Here is a 15,937-nt window from a genome sequence, read left to right on the forward strand (position 1 = left end):
GGATGCGTTCAGCCAAAGGTAAAGGCGTAGGCGTCGACAGGGGCATCCAGGAACTCGATGCTGAAGGTGCGTTCGCGGATGTCTCCGCTCTGGCGCACCAGCTGGTACAGGCGCTGGTCGGTCACCGTGCCCGTGCCGTCTGCGGCCACGTCGATGCCACGCGCCTCGCCAGGGGCCTGGCCATCGACCGTGACCTTGAAGCGCACGGGCTTGCCGCCGGTGCCTGGCCCCAGCACCAGGTGCAGGTCGCGTGCCTGGAAGCGGTAGACGATGCGGCCGTTGCCGGCGGCCAGGGTGGCACGCTCGGCGCCCACCGTCCACTGGCCGGCCAGGCCCCAGGCATTGAGCGCCGGGCGGGCGGGTGCGGTGTAGGTGGCCGCCCGGTCGCGCACCGCAGGCTCGGCCGAGGCGAAGTGCTCGGCCCGCTCATAGCCCAGGTAGGTTTCGTGCGAGCGCACCGTTCCCAGGTCGGCCGGCTGGTGTACCCCCTGGGCGGCCACCTGGGCCAGGCCGTCCTGCAGCGGGGCAGCCGCACCGGCTTCGCGCAGCAGTTGCTGGATGGCGCGCTCCGACTCGGCATAGTTGCCCTCGCCGAAATGGCGGTAGCGCATGCGGCCCTGGGCATCGACCAGGTAGTGCGCGGGCCAGTAGCGGTTCTGGAAGGCGCGCCAGATGGCGTAGTTGTTGTCGATGGCCACGGGGTAGGTGATGCCCAGGTCGCGCACGGCCTTGCCCACATTGGCGGCATCGCGCTCGAAGGCGAACTCGGGGGCATGCACCCCCACCACCACCAGGCCCTGGTCCTTGTACTTCTCGGCCCAGGCCTTCACGTAGGGCATGGCACGCAGGCAGTTGATGCACGAATAGGTCCAGAAATCCACCAGCACCACCTTGCCCCGCAGACCGGCCGTGGTGAGGGCGGGGGAGTTGAGCCACTGCACGGCACCGTCGAGCGAGGGCACATCGCCCTGGTCGGGCAAGGTCCCGGCACCACCGCTATTGGCGGCCACCATGGCGCCACCACCCTGCATCGTCATCGACGGTCCCCCGCTCATGGCCATGGCGCCGCCCTGGGGTTCGCCACCCAGCCGGTTCACCAGGGCCTGTTCGATGCCGCCCGTGGATGCGGTGGACAACCGGGCCAGCACGCCCGTGTCCAGCCCCAGCGCAATCGCCGCGACGCCGGCCAGCATCGCGGCACCCAGGCCGCGGCGCACCCATTCCCCCATGCCCAGCGAGCGCTTGAGCGCGGCAAACACCCGGCTGCCGAGCAGCAGGGCCGCTGCCATCGACGTGGCCGCACCGGCCGCATAGGCCAGCAGCAGCAGGCTGGTGCCCACGCTCGCGCCCTGCAGGGCCGCGCCGGTCAGGATCAGGCCCAGCACCGGGCCGGCGCAGGGTGCCCACCAGCAGGCCCGTGGCCACGCCCAGCAGCAGCGATGCGCCCACGCGCGGCTGGCCATCGCCCTGGGCCGTCTGTGAAAGCCGGTCACCAGCAGCCACCAGGGGGCGCGCCATGCGGTCGGCGAGGCCCGGCCACACCAGGGCCAGGCCGAACACCGCTACCAGCACCAGCGCCGCCCAGCGGCCATACTGGTTGGCGGCCACCACCCAGCCGCCGCCCACGGCGGCCAGCGTGGCCACGACCGCGAAGGTGAGCGCCATGCCCGCCAGCAATGGCAGGCCGCTGCGCGAAAAAGGCTGGCTGGCGCGCGAGAAGACAAACGGCAGCACGGGCAGGATGCAGGGGCTGAGGATGGTCAGCACCCCGCCCAGGTAGGCCAGAAGGATGAGCAGCATGGCGGTCGGTCCTCAGGCAGCGCCAGGCGCGAAGCTGAGCGACAGGCCGTTCATGCAGTAGCGCAGCCCGGTGGGCTGGGGCCCATCGTTGAACACATGGCCCAGGTGGCCGCCGCAGCGGCGGCAGTGCGCCTCGGTGCGCGCCATGCCCAAGGTGCGGTCCGTGCGGGTGGCCACGGCATTGTCCAGCGGCTTCCAGAAGCTGGGCCAGCCGGTGCCGCTGTCGAACTTGGTCTTGGAAGAAAACAGCGGCAGGGCACAGCCGGCGCAGGCGAAGGTGCCGGCGCGGTGCTCCTGGTTGAGCGGGCTGCTGCCGGGCCGCTCGGTGTTTTCGTGGCGCAGCACGGCGTATTGCGCAGGCGTGAGCTTGGCGCGCCACTGGGCGTCGGTGAGGGTCACCTCGAAGACCTCGCTGCTGCCTGCAGCCGCCGGCGCACTGCGGTGCGAGAACAGGGCGGCCAGGGCCAGGGCGCTGGCGGATCCGGTGAACAGGAGGTGGCGGCGGGTGGTGGTCATGGAGTCCTCGGTCGGTAGATGGAACGAAGCTTAGGTTCGGCACCATCGCCAAGTCCTCACGCAAACTTCAAAAATTCGTGATAACTCGGCAGGCCCGGATTGCGCACAATGCAGGCATCCGATTGCCCGCCTGATCCCCCTATGTCCACACCCCCCTCCAAACGCGTGCTGCTGGTCGAAGACGATGCCCACATCGCCGACCTGCTGTCCATGCACCTGCGCGACGAGGGTTTGCAGGTCATGCACTGCGCTCGGGGCGACGACGGCCTGGCGCAGCTCACGCGCGGCGGCGACTGGGATGCGCTGGTGCTGGACCTGATGCTGCCAGGGGTGGACGGCCTCGAAGTCTGCCGGCGCGCCCGCGCCATGGCGCGCTACGTGCCCATCATCATCATCAGCGCGCGGGCCAGCGAGGTCCACCGCATCCTGGGCCTGGAGATCGGCGCCGACGACTACCTGCCCAAGCCGTTCTCGGTGCTGGAGCTGGTGGCGCGCGTGCGGGCCCTGCTGCGCCGGGCCGAGGCCATGGCGCAGAACGCACGCCAGCAGGCGGGCAGCCTGTCGGTGGCCGGCCTGGCCATGGACCCCGTGGCGCGCGACGCGCGGCTGGCAGGCCAGCGGCTCGATCTGACGCCGCGCGAGTTCGACCTGCTGTACTTTTTTGCGCGCCAGCCGGACAAGGTGTTCTCGCGCATGGATCTGCTCAATGCCGTCTGGGGCTACCAGCACGAGGGCTACGAGCACACGGTCAACACCCACATCAACCGCCTGCGTGCCAAGATCGAGGCCGACACGGCCCAGCCCGCGCGCATCCTCACCGTCTGGGGGCGCGGCTACAAGTTCGCTGGCCCCGAGGGCGCGCCATGAGACTCACCCTGACGCAGCGGCTGTCGCTGGTGTTCGCCGTGCTGCTGCTGCTGTGCAGCGGCACCTCGGCCTGGATGCAGGTGCGCTCCAACCGCATGCACGAGCTGGAGGTGGTGCAGGGCCTGTCGCGCGACCTGGCCGAAAGCATCGCGCGTGACGCCCAGCTCACCGATGCGAATGGCCTGATGCCCGGCGCCGTGCGCAAGCTGTTCAGCCAGCTCATGGTGGTCAACCCGAGTGTGGAGGTGTACCTGCTCGAACCCGATGGCCGCATTGCCGGCCACGCCGCGCCCGAGGGCCGGCTGCGCCGTGATCGCATCGACCTGGCGCCCGTGCGCCGCATGATCGATGGCGCGCCGCTGCCCATCCTGGCCGACGACCCGCGCAGCACCGATGGGCGCAAGGTGTTCAGCGCTGCGCCGCTGCGCGTGCATGGGCGCGACGTGGGCTTCATCTATGTGGTGCTGCTCGGTGAGGCGCACGACCTGGTGGCGGCGCAGGGCTCCACCAACGCGGTGCTGACCACGGCGCTGTGGTCCATCGCCATGGTGGCGCTGCTGTGCCTGGCGGCGGGCCTTGTGGCCTTCACCCTGATCACGCGGCCGCTGCGCCGTCTGACCGAGACCGTGCGCCATTTCGACATGACCGGTGCACAACCGCCCCTGCCGGCCCTGGCGCCACCATCACCACCAACGCCGGACAGCCGCGACGAGATCGCGGTGCTCGACGCTGCCTACCGCCAGATGGTGGCGCGCATCGGCGAGCAATGGCAGGTGCTGAGCCGCCAGGACCAGGAGCGCCGCGAGCTGATCGCCAACGTCTCGCACGACCTGCGCACACCGCTGTCCTCGCTGCACGGCTACCTGGAGACGCTGCTGCTCAAGGACGCCACGCTGCAGCCGGCCGAGCGCCAGCGCTACCTGGGCATTGCCCTGGACCAGAGCCGCAAGGTGGGCGCGCTGGCGCAGAGCCTGTTCGAGCTGGCGCGGCTCGAATATGGGTTTGTGCAGCCGGAGGCGGAGCCCTTTGCCATGGCCGACCTGGTGCAGGACGTGTTCCAGAAGTTCGAGCTGACGGCGCAGGAGCGCCAGGTGGCTCTGCAGGCGGACATTGCGCCGCAACTGCCACCCGTGCACGCCGACCTGGGCCTGGTCGAGCGGGTGCTGACGAACCTGCTGGACAACGCCTTGCGCCATACGCCGCCAGGCGGTGCCGTGACCGTGGTGCTGGCGCGGGAGGGCGATGCCCTGGCCGTGCAGGTGCAGGACACCGGGCCCGGCATTGCGCCGGAACTGCGCGAAGGGCTGTTCGAGCGGCCCTTTGCGCTGGGGGGATCGCGGCGCGCCGGAGGCCTGGGGCTGCGCATTGCGCACCGCATTCTGGCGCTGCATGGCAGCCAGATCGCACTGGTCGAGAGTCCGGCGCCGGGAGCGGCATTCCGGTTCACCTTGCCCTGGGCCGGCGGGTCAACCGGCAGGCCCCTGCACATCGAAGAGAGGGATGTGGCCCCTCCAGCGCTGCCGCGCTAAGCGTTTTCACCTAGGGCCGGCCCTGTAGGACAACACCGCGAGAGGCGTGCGCAATGTAATTTTTTGCTACCGCAAAGAGCCCACCGGGTGTAAGAATGGACCATCCTGACATAACAGGATCTGGGGGGAGGCCCATTGCTGCTGCGCTCGAGCTTCGAATCGAAGGTTCTGGCTGCGTTCATCGCTGCCGCCGTGGTGGTGGCTGGCATCACCGTGATGGGCTGGAAGCTGGCCGACGACGCCGAAGAGGCCACGCACTGGGTGGCCCACACCCACCAGGTGCTGGGCAATGTGGCCCACATCCGCGCCAACACCCTGCAGATCGAGCTGAGCACGCAGAGCTTTCGCATCACCGGAGACCCCGCCCACATCGCCGAGCGCGATGCCACGGCCGAGGCGCGCGAGGCCATGCTGTCGCAGCTGCGCCAGCTCACCGCAGACAACCCGCTGCAGCAGGAGCGCTGGACCCTGCTGCGCCAGATGGTGGACGAGCGGCTGGCCATCTCCCGGCGCGTGGAAATGCTGCGCAAGACCCAGGGCCCCGAAGCCGCCAATGCCTACGTGGCCACGGCCCCCCTGCAGAAGACGCGCGACCGCATCCACGAACTGCTGCGCGGCCTGGAGTTCGAGGAAGCCACGCTGCTGCGCGAGCGCACCGACGCGCAGCTGCGCACCCGCCGCCTGCTGTTGCTGACCAATGGCGTCGTGGCACTGGTATTGCTGGGCCTGCTGGCGGGCGCCTACGCACTCATCAAGAGCCAGTTGCGCGAAACCCGCCAGACCCAGCGCGCTCTGGCGGACAGCGAGGAAAGCCTGGCCACCACCCTGCAGTCCATCGGCGATGCCGTGCTGGCCACCGACACCGAAGGCCGCGTGACGCGGATGAACCCGGTGGCCGAGCAACTGACCGGCTGGACCTTCGAGTTGGCGCGCGGCCTGCCCATCGACGCGGTGTTCCGCATCATCAACGAGATCACCCGCGGGCCGGCGGTGGTGCCCGTGGCCCAGGTGCTGGCCACCGGGGTGGTACACGAGCTGGCCAACCATACGACGCTGATCGCCCGCGATGGCACGGAGTGCCCGATCGCGGACAGTGCCGCCCCCATCCGCACCAGTGACGGCGAGGTGACGGGCGTGGTGCTGGTGTTCCGCGACGAAACCCTGGCCCGCAAGGCCCAGCGCATGATCGTGGACGCCAACGCACTGCTGGAGCAGCGGGTGCAAGAGCGCACGGCGCAGCTGCGCGCCAGCGAAGACCACCTCTTCAGCGTGATCAACAGCGTGCCGGCGGTGCTGGCCTATGTCGACGCCGAACAGCGCTATGTGTACGTCAACGCGCAGCACAAGGCGCTCTATGCCCCGGATCGCGACGAGGTGCGGGGCCACACGGTGCGCGAAATCCTGGGCGAAGAGCGGTACGCCCATGCCGCCCCGATGATCGAACGGGTCCTGCAGGGCGAGCGCCAAAGCTACGACTGGCAGCCTTTCGAAGGCATGTGGCAGGCCATCGACTGCATACCCAAGCACGATGACGACGGGCGCGTGCTGGGTTACTACGTGCTGGGCTCCGACATCACCGTGCGCAAGCGGGCCGAGGACAAGGTGCTGGCGCTCAATGCCGCGCTGGAAGACCATGTGCTGCGCCTGGAGCACACCACCCGGGCCCTCAAGACCCTGAGCGCCGGCAACCGCACCATGCTGCGCGCCGTGGACGAGCAAGCCCTGCTCTCCAGCATGTGCGAGGCCATCGTCACGGCGGGCGGTTACGCCATGGCCATGGTGTGGTGCCGCCCGGCAGAGGGTGCTGGCGGCCTGTTGGTACCTGTGGCCGAAAGCACCGCCCCCATGGCGCAGCCCTGGCTGCGCGCACTGAACACGCATTGGGAGGCGGGCGACATGGGGCAGGGCGTGCTCGGGGACGCCTTGCGCTCCGGCCTGGCCTGCGTGGGCCGGGGAGGCGAGCCGCCCGGCCCCGACGGTCCGGCCTGGCTGGCCGGCATGCCCGCTGCCGCCTCGGTGCTGGCGTGCCCGCTGCGGGTGGACGGCGTGGTGATCGGCGCTCTGGCGATCTACAGCAACCGGTCGAAGATATTCGAGCCCGACGAGATCACCTTCCTCGTCGAATCGGCCGATGACCTGGCCTTTGGCGTGGCGACGCTGCGCCATCGCAGCGAGCAGGCCCGGGTGCAGGAGGCCATGCAGCAGATGCGCCGCTACGACACCCTCACCGGCCTGCCCAACGAGGCGCAGTTCACCGAGACCCTGGTGTCCGCCATCGACGCTGGCCAGCCGTTTGCGGTGCTGCAGGCCAATGTGGAGCGGCTCAGCGAGATCAACGATGCCCTGGGTTTCTGCTACGGAGACCAGATCCTCAAGGAAGTCGGGGCCCGCCTCGTCCAGGCCGTTCCCGCTTCGGCCACGGTGGGACGGCTGCGCGGCGACGAGTTTGCCATCCTGCTGCCGCAGTGCGATGCACAGGCCGCGGTGGCCATGGTACGCACCGTGGACGGCGTGCTGGCCCAGCCGTTTCCGATTGCCGACATCTCGATGGAAGTCTCCGTGACGGCCGGGGTGGCCCTGTTCCCCGCGCACGGAGAAACCCCGCACGACCTGTACCGCCACATGGACACGGCAGTACACCAGGCCAAGAAAGCCGGGCTCGGGCACCTGGTGTTCGACCCGGCGCAAAGCCACCACCGCAACCAGGCACACCATTTGCAATTGGCCGGCGAGCTGCGGCGCGCCATCGAAAACGGCGACCTGGCGCTGTACCTGCAGCCCAAGATCGACATGGCCACAGGGCAGGTGCGCGGGGCCGAGGGCCTGGTGCGCTGGCGCCATGCGGAGCGCGGCCTGCTCATGCCGGGCGAGTTCATCGGCCTGGCCGAACACACCGGGCTGATCAAGCCGCTGACCGAGTGGGTGATAGAGGCCAGCCTGCGGCTCAACCACGGGTGGGCCGCCCAGGGGGTGAGCCTGCCGATCGCCGTGAACCTGTCCGCGCGCAACCTGCGCGACGAGTCCCTGCTGCAAACCATCCGCCAGCTGCAGACCGCATGGCCCCTGGCACCCGGGATGCTGGAGCTCGAGATCACGGAGACCACCGTCATGGGCGAGCCCGAGCGCGCCTTGCGCGTGCTGCAAGCGCTGCGTGACCTGGGCATAGCGCTGTACATCGACGACTTCGGCACGGGCTACTCGTCGCTCAGCTACCTGCAGCAACTACCGGTGGAATACATCAAGATCGACCAGTCCTTCGTCTGCGACATGTCGGCGAGCAAGGCGTCGTCCGTCATCGTGCGCTCCACCATCGACCTGGCACACGACCTGGGCCGCAAGGTGGTGGCCGAGGGCATCGAATCCCAGGCGCACTGGGATCAGTTGGCGGCCCTGGGCTGCGACATCGGGCAAGGCTACTTTCTGGCCCGGCCCATGCCGGCACCGGACCTGCCGGGCTGGGTGGCGGGCTTCGTCGCGCCCGTGGCCCGTACCCAGCCAGAGACCATGTTCGTGATTTGATTCGTGCGTGCTGTAGCCCGTGTCCTACAGCGTGTTGCGGCGCACAAGAAGCGCCAGCAGCCCCCTCCAAAAATAGCATGTAGCCATGGTCATGCAGGGCAGGGCCCTGGTGTACCGAATATGTGCCAATGGCGGGTCTGCGAATCTCCTTGCAGTGCGCGCCCACCCATTCTGGAGGGCCCCGCCATGACATCCCACCCATCGGAGTTTCCGCTCGGCCTGGAGGCCGCCCACAGCGCGCTGGCCATGCGGCGGCGCGAGGCCCAGGAAACCGTCATGCCGTTCACGCGGGGCCTGCGCGGGCATGCCAGCACCCATGAGCAGATCACCCGCGAAGAACTGGTGCGCAGGCTGGCCGACATCAAGGGCTGTGCCTACAGCACCGAGGAACTGCCCCAGCCCATCTGGGAGGGCCGCACCTACCTGGTGCCCAGCGATACGCTGGTGGGTGTCGCCACGGCACACGCCCTGGGAGTACACGGGCCGGACGACCTGTTCGGCGGCGTCGTGCCGCATGCCTTCATTGCCACCAAGGCCATCACCCATCCCCTGGTGTCGTTCGAAGCCGCAGCGCCCGATGGCTGGAATCCAGAGTTCTCCCGGCTGGTCAAGCGCTCGGTGCTGCCCGGCTATGCAGCGTTCTCGCGCGCCGACGCGCTGCGCGCCGGCGAGGCCCTGTTTGCCCTGGGTCCGCTGCGCGTCAAGCCCGTGGGTGAGACGGGCGGGCGGGGGCAGACCGTCGTGGCCACCCTGGAGGCCCTGGAAATCTGTCTGAGCGCGCTGGGCGACAGGCTGCTGGAAAGGGATGGCGTGGTGCTGGAGCACAACCTGACCGAGGTGGAAACGCTGAGCATCGGCCAGGTGCGGGTGGCCGGCCTGCAGGCTTCGTACTATGGCTCACAGCGCCTCACACCCGACAACAACGGGGCGCTGGTCTATGGCGGCTCGGACCTCACCGTGGTCCGGGGTGATTTCAATGCGCTGCTGGCCAGCACGCCCTCGGGGCCGCTGCACGACGCCGTGACCCAGGCGCTGGCCTATGACGAGGCGGTACGCACCTGCTACCCGGGCTTTTTCGCATCGCGCATCAACTACGACGTGGCCCAAGGCCTGAGTGCCGCCGGCCAATGGTGCTCGGGCGTGCTCGAGCAGTCCTGGCGCGTGGGCGGGGCCAGCGGTGCCGAGGTGGCGGCGCTGGAGGCCTTCCACCAGAACCCGGGCCTGCGCAAGGTGCGCGCCAGCTGCGTCGAGAAGTTCGGCGCACCCCAGCCGATTCCGGTCGGGGCCACGCTGTACTACCAGGGTGTCGATCCCGAGGCCGGGCCGCTGACCAAGTACACCACGCTGGAGATCCATGACCACACGGCATAGAAGCATCCACATCCCTGTGGGTGACCGCAGCATCGCCGGTACCCTGGTGGCCCCTGATGTGCTGGTACCCGGCGTGATGCTGGTGCATGGCTGGGACGGCAGCCAGAAGCAGTACATCGAGCGGGCGCACCAGATCGCCGCCCTGGGCTGTATCTGCCTGACCTTCGACCTGCGCGGCCATGCCAACGACCGGGCCGAGCGCGAGACCGTCACGCGCGAGGACAGCCTTGCCGACATGCTGGCCGCCTACGACCTGCTGGTGGGGCATCCGGCGGTGGACCCGGCCTCGGTGCTGGTGGTGGGCACCAGCTACGGCGCCTACCTCGCCGCAGTGCTCAGCGCCCTGCGCCCCGTGCGCTGGATGGCCCTTCGGGCGCCCGCGCTGTACAAGGACGAGGACTGGATGGTCTCCAAGATCAAGCTCAATCGGCAGGAGGTGGCGGCCTACCGCAGCCGCTCCATCGAGCCGCAGACCAACCGGGCCCTTGCGGCCAGCGCCCAGTTCAAGGGCGACGTGCTGCTGGTCGAGTCCGAGAACGACGATGTCGTGCCCCACCCGGTGCTGGAGAACTACCGCGCGGCCTTTCTGCAGACCCGGTCCATGACCTACCGGGTGATCGGCGGTGCCGACCATGCGCTGACCCGCCCCGAATGGAAGGAGGACTACACCGGCATGCTGGTGCACTGGGTGCAGGAGATGGTCAACGGGGCCCGAAAAAAGGCCCGCACCGGCTCCGCCTCCACAGCCCAAGAAGACCTGCCGCCCTGACCTGCACCCTGTGCCGGCCGCTTCAGCTGAGGCCGCGCGCACTGTCCCATCCTGTAGGGCAATGGTAAATGCCGTTCTGTAGTGTTGATTATCTGAATAATCTTGTAACGCACTTCCGAAGGTATTCATGAAGCCGAAGTGATGCAGTTAGAAGATGGCGATCCTCCCGGTGCTTGTCCTACAAGCAATAATGGGAACCAGGTTCACCATCGGATCATCGAACACCCACCGGTACGGCACATTGCCTCGGCAATCGCATCTTCCCGACGCTCCAGGAGCATGCGGGTACCAATGGATCCATTCGGTCCAGGGTGAATGTTCTGGCATCCAGAATATCCGGAGCCCATTGGTGTGAGGTGCCTTATGTCCCGTTCCAACCCCATCGTCCCCGCCCATATCGATACCTCGGTGCTCGGCGAAGAAGATCCCGGCGCATCGCTGGAGATATTCCGCAACGAAGCACTCAAAAACCGGTCGAAAAATAATCCGCCCGCCCTGCCCAAAATGGGCCAGGAAAACAATCCCTATCTGACGATCAATTGCTCCAACAATGGCCGGTGTTTCACCATCCAGGTGCAGTGGCAGCAGGCACAGCAACGTGAGTTCACCGATCTTCTGGGCCTGGTGATTGCCGAGCATGCCGTGATTTCGGACGTCGCCTGGGTCCACCACCTGAAAACGGGCCAGGACCCGGTGCAACTCGAAATGGGCGCGACGGCCGATGGCCGGGCCGCCGTGCAGGTCAAGCCGGCCGCCGCGTCGCAGCACCAGGCAGGCGCAGCAGCCCCCAGGCGCAAGGTGCTGCATGAGCCCTTTGTTGCGGCAAACGACCATGTTCCCTATGGCGTGCTGCGCCACCGCAGCTAGCCTGCCGCATCAGCCCGGTTGCTGCTGGGTGGTGCAGTGGATGCCTCCGCCGCCTGCCGCAATGGCGTCGATGTCCAGTTGCACCACTTCACGCCGCGGGAACAGCTCGCGCAGCAGGGCCCTGGCGTTGGCGTCGGCCTTGGCATCGCCGAAATGCGGTGCGATGACGGCACCATTGCACACATAGAAGTTGACATAGCCTGCGGCGAACTCGTCGCTCTCGAAGGCCCTGCGCACAGTCGCGGGCGCCTTGAGCACCTCCACCCGCAGCCGCTGCCCGCGCGCATCGGTGGCCTGGCGCAGGATCTCCAGGTGCCGCCGGGTCACCGCATGGTCATAGGAGTGCGGGTCCTCATCGAGTGCCGCGACCACCACGCCGGGCGCCGCAAAGCGCGCATAGAAGTCCGTGTGTCCATCCGTGATGTCGCGGCCCGCGATGCCGGGCAGCCAGATGATCTTGCGCAGGCCCAGCAGGCGCCCGAGTTCGGCCTCGCAAGCCGCTTTGGCCAGGCCGGGGTTGCGGTTGCGGTTGAGCACGCAGCTCTCGGTGATGATGGCCGTGCCCGCCCCGTCCACCTCGATGCCACCGCCTTCCAGCACGAGCCGGGTCTCCAGATGGAAGGTGTGGGAGGCTTCGGTCACGAACCCGGCCACCCCGGCATCGCGCGCATGTTCCTGTTTGCCGCCCCAGCCGTTGAAGTTGAAATCAACTCCCGCACATTGGCCCGCCGCGTCGCGCACGAAGACCGGGCCGGTATCGCGCATCCACAGGTTATCGATGGGCTGCTCCAGCAACTGCACGCGGTCGCCGCACAGGCGTGCGGCCAGATCGTGGTCCTGCGCGCGCACCAGCATGCGTACCGGCTCGAAGGCCGCAATGGCGCGCGCAATGCCGGCCAGCTGTTCGCGCACCGGCTTGAGCAGGCGCCGACCCCAGACCTTTTCATGGGCTCCGAAGGACATCCAGGTGGCGCGGTGCGGATCCCCCTCGTCAGGCATGTGCCAGGTTTCGGGTGTTGCCGCAGACGCTCGCACGGCCGCCATGCCCAGGGGGGCGAGACCGAGGCCGCCCAGCAGCCTGCGGCGGGTGTTCGAAAAAGACATGCAGCGCTCCTCAGACGGGTTCCTGCTGGGTCGTGCAATGGATGCCGCCGCCGCCCGCGGCAATGGCGTCGATGTCCAGTTGCACGATCTGGTGCCGGGGCAGCTCGGCCGCCAATGCATCGCGGGCCGCCAGATCGGCCACGGTATCGCCGAACTCGGGCAGGAACAAGGCCTTGTCGGTGAGCAGGAAGTTCACATACCCCGCCGCGAAGTCCCGGGCCGCGTAGGTGTTGCGCACCCGGCGCGGGGTTTGCAGCACAATGATCCGCAGGGCGCGCCCGCGTGCATCGGTGGCCGAGCGCAACAGTTCCAGGTGGCGCCGCGTCACCGCATGGTCGAAGGATTCACTGTCGTTGTCCAGGGCCGCCACGACCACGCCCGGCTGGATGAAGCGGGCATAGAAGTCGGTGTGACCATCGGTGATGTCGCGCCCGGCAATGCCCGGCAGCCAGATGAGCTTCTCCACGCCGAGCAGGCGCTTGAATTCCTCTTCGGCCGTGGCCTTGGTGAGGCCCGGGTTGCGGTTGCCGTTGAGCACGCAGCTTTCGGTGATGATGGCCGTGCCCTGCCCATCGACCTCGATGCCGCCGCCTTCGGCCACCAGGCGGCTGCGCACCAGGGGCACACCGGCGAGTTCGGCCATGCGCGCCGCCACCGTGGCATCGCGGGCATGCGGCTGTTTGTTGCCCCAGCCATTGAAGTTGAAATTGACAGCGGCGCGCTCGCCCCGGGCGTTGCGCACGAACACGCAGCCCGTGTCGCGTATCCACAGGTCGTCGATGGGGTGCTCGATCAGCTGCACGTTGGCGCCGCACAGCTGCCGGGCGGTGGCCAGGTCGGCGGGGTTCACCAGCATCCGCACCGGCGTGTAGCGGCCGATGGCGTTGGCGATGCGCGCCAGCGCCTGCTGCACGGGCTGGCGCAGTTCTGCCGTCCAGATGGATTCGCGGGCGGCAAATGCCATCCACACGGCGTGCTGTGCGCTGCCTTCGTCCGGCATCTGCCAGCCGGTGCCCGCCGCGGGCAAAGGGGAGGGGCCGGAAGGTTCGTCCGATGGCTCGCTGCCACCGCCACAGGCGCTCACCAGCTCCGCCCAGGAGGCCAAGGCCGCCCAGGCCCAGAAAATTTCGTCGATTGGTCATGCAAAAAAGGGGGGCTGCAAAGAGAACCGCGATTCTGCGGAGCATGACTTATCTACACAACTGATGTTTTCTGATGAAAATAACCAATTTGGCTCATGTATTTTGGTCATCCTGCGCCATCAGCAGCAGGCTGTCGAAGACGTCCTGCACCAACGGCAGGCGAGAAGGGCCTTCGGAGCGTGCGATCCAGATGGTGCCCAGCGGAAAGTCCGGGTAACCCGGCAGTTGTTGCAGCCGACCCGTGCGCAGGGCCTCGTCGGCCAGCAGCCGCGACACGAGCGCCACGCCCCGGCCGCGCAAGGCCGCATCCAGCACAAGGCGCGGGTCGTCGTAGATGGCGGCCTTGCGCAGGCCGCCGAAGTGCTCGCGGATGAAGGGGCCAATATGGTCGCTCGTGAGGTCTTCTTCCAGGCACAGCAACTCCGTGCGGGCTCCCTCGGCCTGCCCGGGGAGGCCGACGGCGACCAGCGCATCGGTCAGAAACGGCATGTCCACCACGCCCTCCTGGCGCAGCGGCTCGCGGGTGATCGCAATGTCCACGTCCAGCTCGTCGATAAAGCGCGCAGTTTCGTCCGTGGAAATGATCGGGCACAGTGCCGGATGCGCCTGCAGCAACCGGTCCACGCGGGGTTGCAGCCAGCCGCTGGCGATCGGTGCAGGGCATACCAGCGTGACGAGCCGGTCGTCCAGGTAGGTCTCGATGCGGCTGAGCCCGTGGCGGATCTGCTCCAGCGATTTGCCCACACTGTCTTGCAGCAGCATCCCGGCAACGGTCAGTTCCACGCCGCGCCCCTTGCGCCGGAACAGGGGCTGCCCCAACTGCAGCTCCAACTGGGCGATCTGGTGGCTCACGGCGGACTGCGATACGCACAGCTCCTCGGCCGCGCGCGAATAGCTGCCCAGCCGCGCCGCCGCCTCGAAGCCGATCAGGAATTTGAAGGAGGGCAGTCGGGCGTTGGACATGGAAGCGGCGTCGAGGAGGAATGGAGCGAAGTGGCGGTCTTTTACCGCAAAATTGCGGGCCGCCCCAGGCGGGCGCGGCCTTTCAGGCGATGGCCGGTTGCGGCGCCAGGGCGGCTTCGGCCTCGCGGCGCAGCCAGCGCACGAAATCCTGCGCATCCGGGTTGGACGCCCCGCGCACGCTGGGCACCACGTAGTAGCCGCGCTGGGACGCGGCGCAGCTTCCGAACGGCGTCACCAGGCGACCGCTGGCCACCAGCTCCGCGAGCAGCGGCAGGCGCCCGATCACCACCCCCTGGCCCTGCATGGCCGCCGACACCGCATCCGCATACTGGGTGAAGCGCACGGTGTTCTTCATGCGCACCTCGGACACGCCCATCAACCGCGCCCAGGGCTCCCATTCCACCGTGAGCGGCATGCCCGGGTGCTGGTCCACGGCGAGCAGGGTGTGGCGCACCAGGTCTGCGGGCTGCAGCAAGGGGTTGGCGCTGTTGTCGGCCAGGCGGGGCGAGCACATGGGTACCACCCATTCCTCGAACAAGGGCTGGCCGTGGCCGTCTTCGGTCGGGCAAAAGCGCACGCCCAGGTCGAGCTGGCTGCGGTCCAGGTCCAGCAGCTCCAGGGTGGCCGAGATGCGCACGTCCACGTCCGGGTGCCGCTCGGTGAACCGCGCCAGCCGGGGAATCAACCACAGCGATGCAAAGCCCGGCGTGCAGGTTATCGCCACCTGGCGCAGGGCGGGGGCAGCGCGCACCCGGGCGGTGGCGTCGCGCAACCGCTCCAGGGCATCCACGGCGGCGCGGTGCATGACGGCGCCGGCCTCGGTCAGCACCAGGGCGCGGTGGCGCCGCTCGAACAGGGCCACCCCGAGCCAGGCCTCCATCTGCTGGATCTGGCGGCTGACCGCGGACTGGGTGAGGTAGAGCTCCTGCGCCGCTTGCGTGAAGCTCAGGTGCCGCGCCGAGGCTTCGAAGCTGCGCAGCAGGTCCAGCGGCGGCAGCTCTTCCCGGCCGATCGCCGAGGAAGTCGTTTTCACATTCTGTATGGGCATGCGAAGGATTCCAAATCACCGTTTGAGCCAGGCGCGGCTACTCACTATATTCATTCCATCGATGAATGCCAAGGAGTACCCGCCATGATGCTAGAACTTGCCCACAGAGACCTGCACAGCCTGCCCGACGCGGCGGGCGTACACATCCGCTGCCAGAGCGGCAGCATCTGGGTCACGCTGGACCACGACACGCGCGACATCGTGCTCAACCCGGGTCAGAGCTTTGCCACGCCGGAGCACCGGCGGGCGATCATCTTTGCGCTGGAGCCGGCTTGTGTGAGCCTGGAAGATCCCCGCAGCGGCAGGGTGGTCGGTGCCGGTGTGCAGCAACGCACGAATCCCGCGCCGCGCCTGCAGATGCCGCCGGCTGCCGCAGGCGCTTGAACGGGCGGGTGCAAAGACCCGGATCGCAGAGGCGGGGCAGGGCGCCAGGGTCTTCCTT

The 15,937-nt window shown here is 68.3% G+C and carries 12 protein-coding genes and 1 pseudogene; 7 read left to right on the forward strand and 6 right to left on the reverse strand.

Features of this window, described 5'->3' with window-relative positions; all coding sequences use genetic code 11:
• Nucleotides 1–8 precede the first annotated feature (8 nt).
• Both AC0IZS_RS25920 and msrB read right to left on the reverse strand, forming a co-directional pair.
• Nucleotides 9–1,800: pseudogene (locus AC0IZS_RS25920) on the reverse strand (cytochrome c biogenesis protein DipZ).
• A 12-nt stretch (nt 1,801–1,812) separates the two neighbouring features.
• Nucleotides 1,813–2,316: a peptide-methionine (R)-S-oxide reductase MsrB gene (gene msrB / locus AC0IZS_RS25925; protein WP_471638304.1), complete on the reverse strand. Its 504-nt coding sequence runs from the start codon at nt 2,314–2,316 to the stop codon at nt 1,813–1,815.
• Nucleotides 2,317–2,457: 141 nt separating this feature from the next.
• On the opposite strand from msrB, the gene AC0IZS_RS25930 reads away from it, so the two are divergent.
• From AC0IZS_RS25930 to AC0IZS_RS25955, 6 genes are all read left to right on the forward strand, one after another.
• Complete coding sequence (locus AC0IZS_RS25930) at nt 2,458–3,183, forward strand: response regulator transcription factor (RefSeq protein WP_471638305.1); 726 nt, start codon at nt 2,458–2,460, stop codon at nt 3,181–3,183.
• Nucleotides 3,180–4,712: a sensor histidine kinase gene (locus tag AC0IZS_RS25935; protein ID WP_471638306.1), complete on the forward strand. Its 1,533-nt coding sequence runs from the start codon at nt 3,180–3,182 to the stop codon at nt 4,710–4,712. Before AC0IZS_RS25930 ends, AC0IZS_RS25935 begins: the two co-directional genes overlap by 4 nt.
• Nucleotides 4,713–4,847: 135 nt before the next feature.
• Nucleotides 4,848–8,231, forward strand: a complete 3,384-nt coding sequence (locus AC0IZS_RS25940; RefSeq protein WP_471638307.1) for an EAL domain-containing protein — start codon at nt 4,848–4,850, stop codon at nt 8,229–8,231.
• A gap of 186 nt (nt 8,232–8,417) precedes the next feature.
• Nucleotides 8,418–9,602: a DUF3182 family protein gene (locus tag AC0IZS_RS25945; protein ID WP_471638308.1), complete on the forward strand. Its 1,185-nt coding sequence runs from the start codon at nt 8,418–8,420 to the stop codon at nt 9,600–9,602.
• On the forward strand, nt 9,586–10,371 hold the full coding sequence (locus AC0IZS_RS25950) for an alpha/beta hydrolase family protein (protein WP_471638309.1): 786 nt from the start codon (nt 9,586–9,588) through the stop codon (nt 10,369–10,371). The genes AC0IZS_RS25945 and AC0IZS_RS25950 overlap by 17 nt, the downstream gene beginning before the upstream one ends.
• A 363-nt stretch (nt 10,372–10,734) precedes the next feature.
• Nucleotides 10,735–11,238, forward strand: coding sequence for a hypothetical protein (locus AC0IZS_RS25955; protein WP_471638310.1), 504 nt, complete (start codon nt 10,735–10,737; stop codon nt 11,236–11,238).
• Between the two features lie 9 nt (nt 11,239–11,247).
• Here the strand turns inward: AC0IZS_RS25955 and AC0IZS_RS25960 are convergent, their stop codons facing one another.
• The 4 genes from AC0IZS_RS25960 to AC0IZS_RS25975 all read right to left on the reverse strand — a co-directional run bounded on the left by AC0IZS_RS25960 (nt 11,248) and on the right by AC0IZS_RS25975 (nt 15,495).
• Entirely contained in the window at nt 11,248–12,342 is a 1,095-nt protein-coding gene (locus tag AC0IZS_RS25960) for an agmatine deiminase family protein (RefSeq protein WP_471638311.1), read from the reverse strand.
• A 10-nt stretch (nt 12,343–12,352) separates the two neighbouring features.
• Complete coding sequence (locus AC0IZS_RS25965; protein ID WP_471638312.1) at nt 12,353–13,447, reverse strand: agmatine deiminase family protein; 1,095 nt, start codon at nt 13,445–13,447, stop codon at nt 12,353–12,355.
• A gap of 130 nt (nt 13,448–13,577) precedes the next feature.
• The gene (locus tag AC0IZS_RS25970; RefSeq protein WP_471638313.1) at nt 13,578–14,447 is read right to left on the reverse strand and encodes a LysR family transcriptional regulator; all 870 of its coding nucleotides are present in this window, start codon (nt 14,445–14,447) and stop codon (nt 13,578–13,580) included.
• 82 nt (nt 14,448–14,529) lie between these two features.
• The gene (locus AC0IZS_RS25975) at nt 14,530–15,495 is read right to left on the reverse strand and encodes a LysR substrate-binding domain-containing protein (protein WP_471638314.1); all 966 of its coding nucleotides are present in this window, start codon (nt 15,493–15,495) and stop codon (nt 14,530–14,532) included.
• Between the two features lie 84 nt (nt 15,496–15,579).
• Here AC0IZS_RS25975 and AC0IZS_RS25980 point away from each other — a divergent pair, with 84 nt between their 5' ends.
• Nucleotides 15,580–15,879, forward strand: coding sequence for a DUF2917 domain-containing protein (locus AC0IZS_RS25980; protein ID WP_471638315.1), 300 nt, complete (start codon nt 15,580–15,582; stop codon nt 15,877–15,879).
• Nucleotides 15,880–15,937: the final 58 nt, after the last annotated feature.

It is taken from the genome of Acidovorax sp. AC410 (assembly GCF_979253235.1).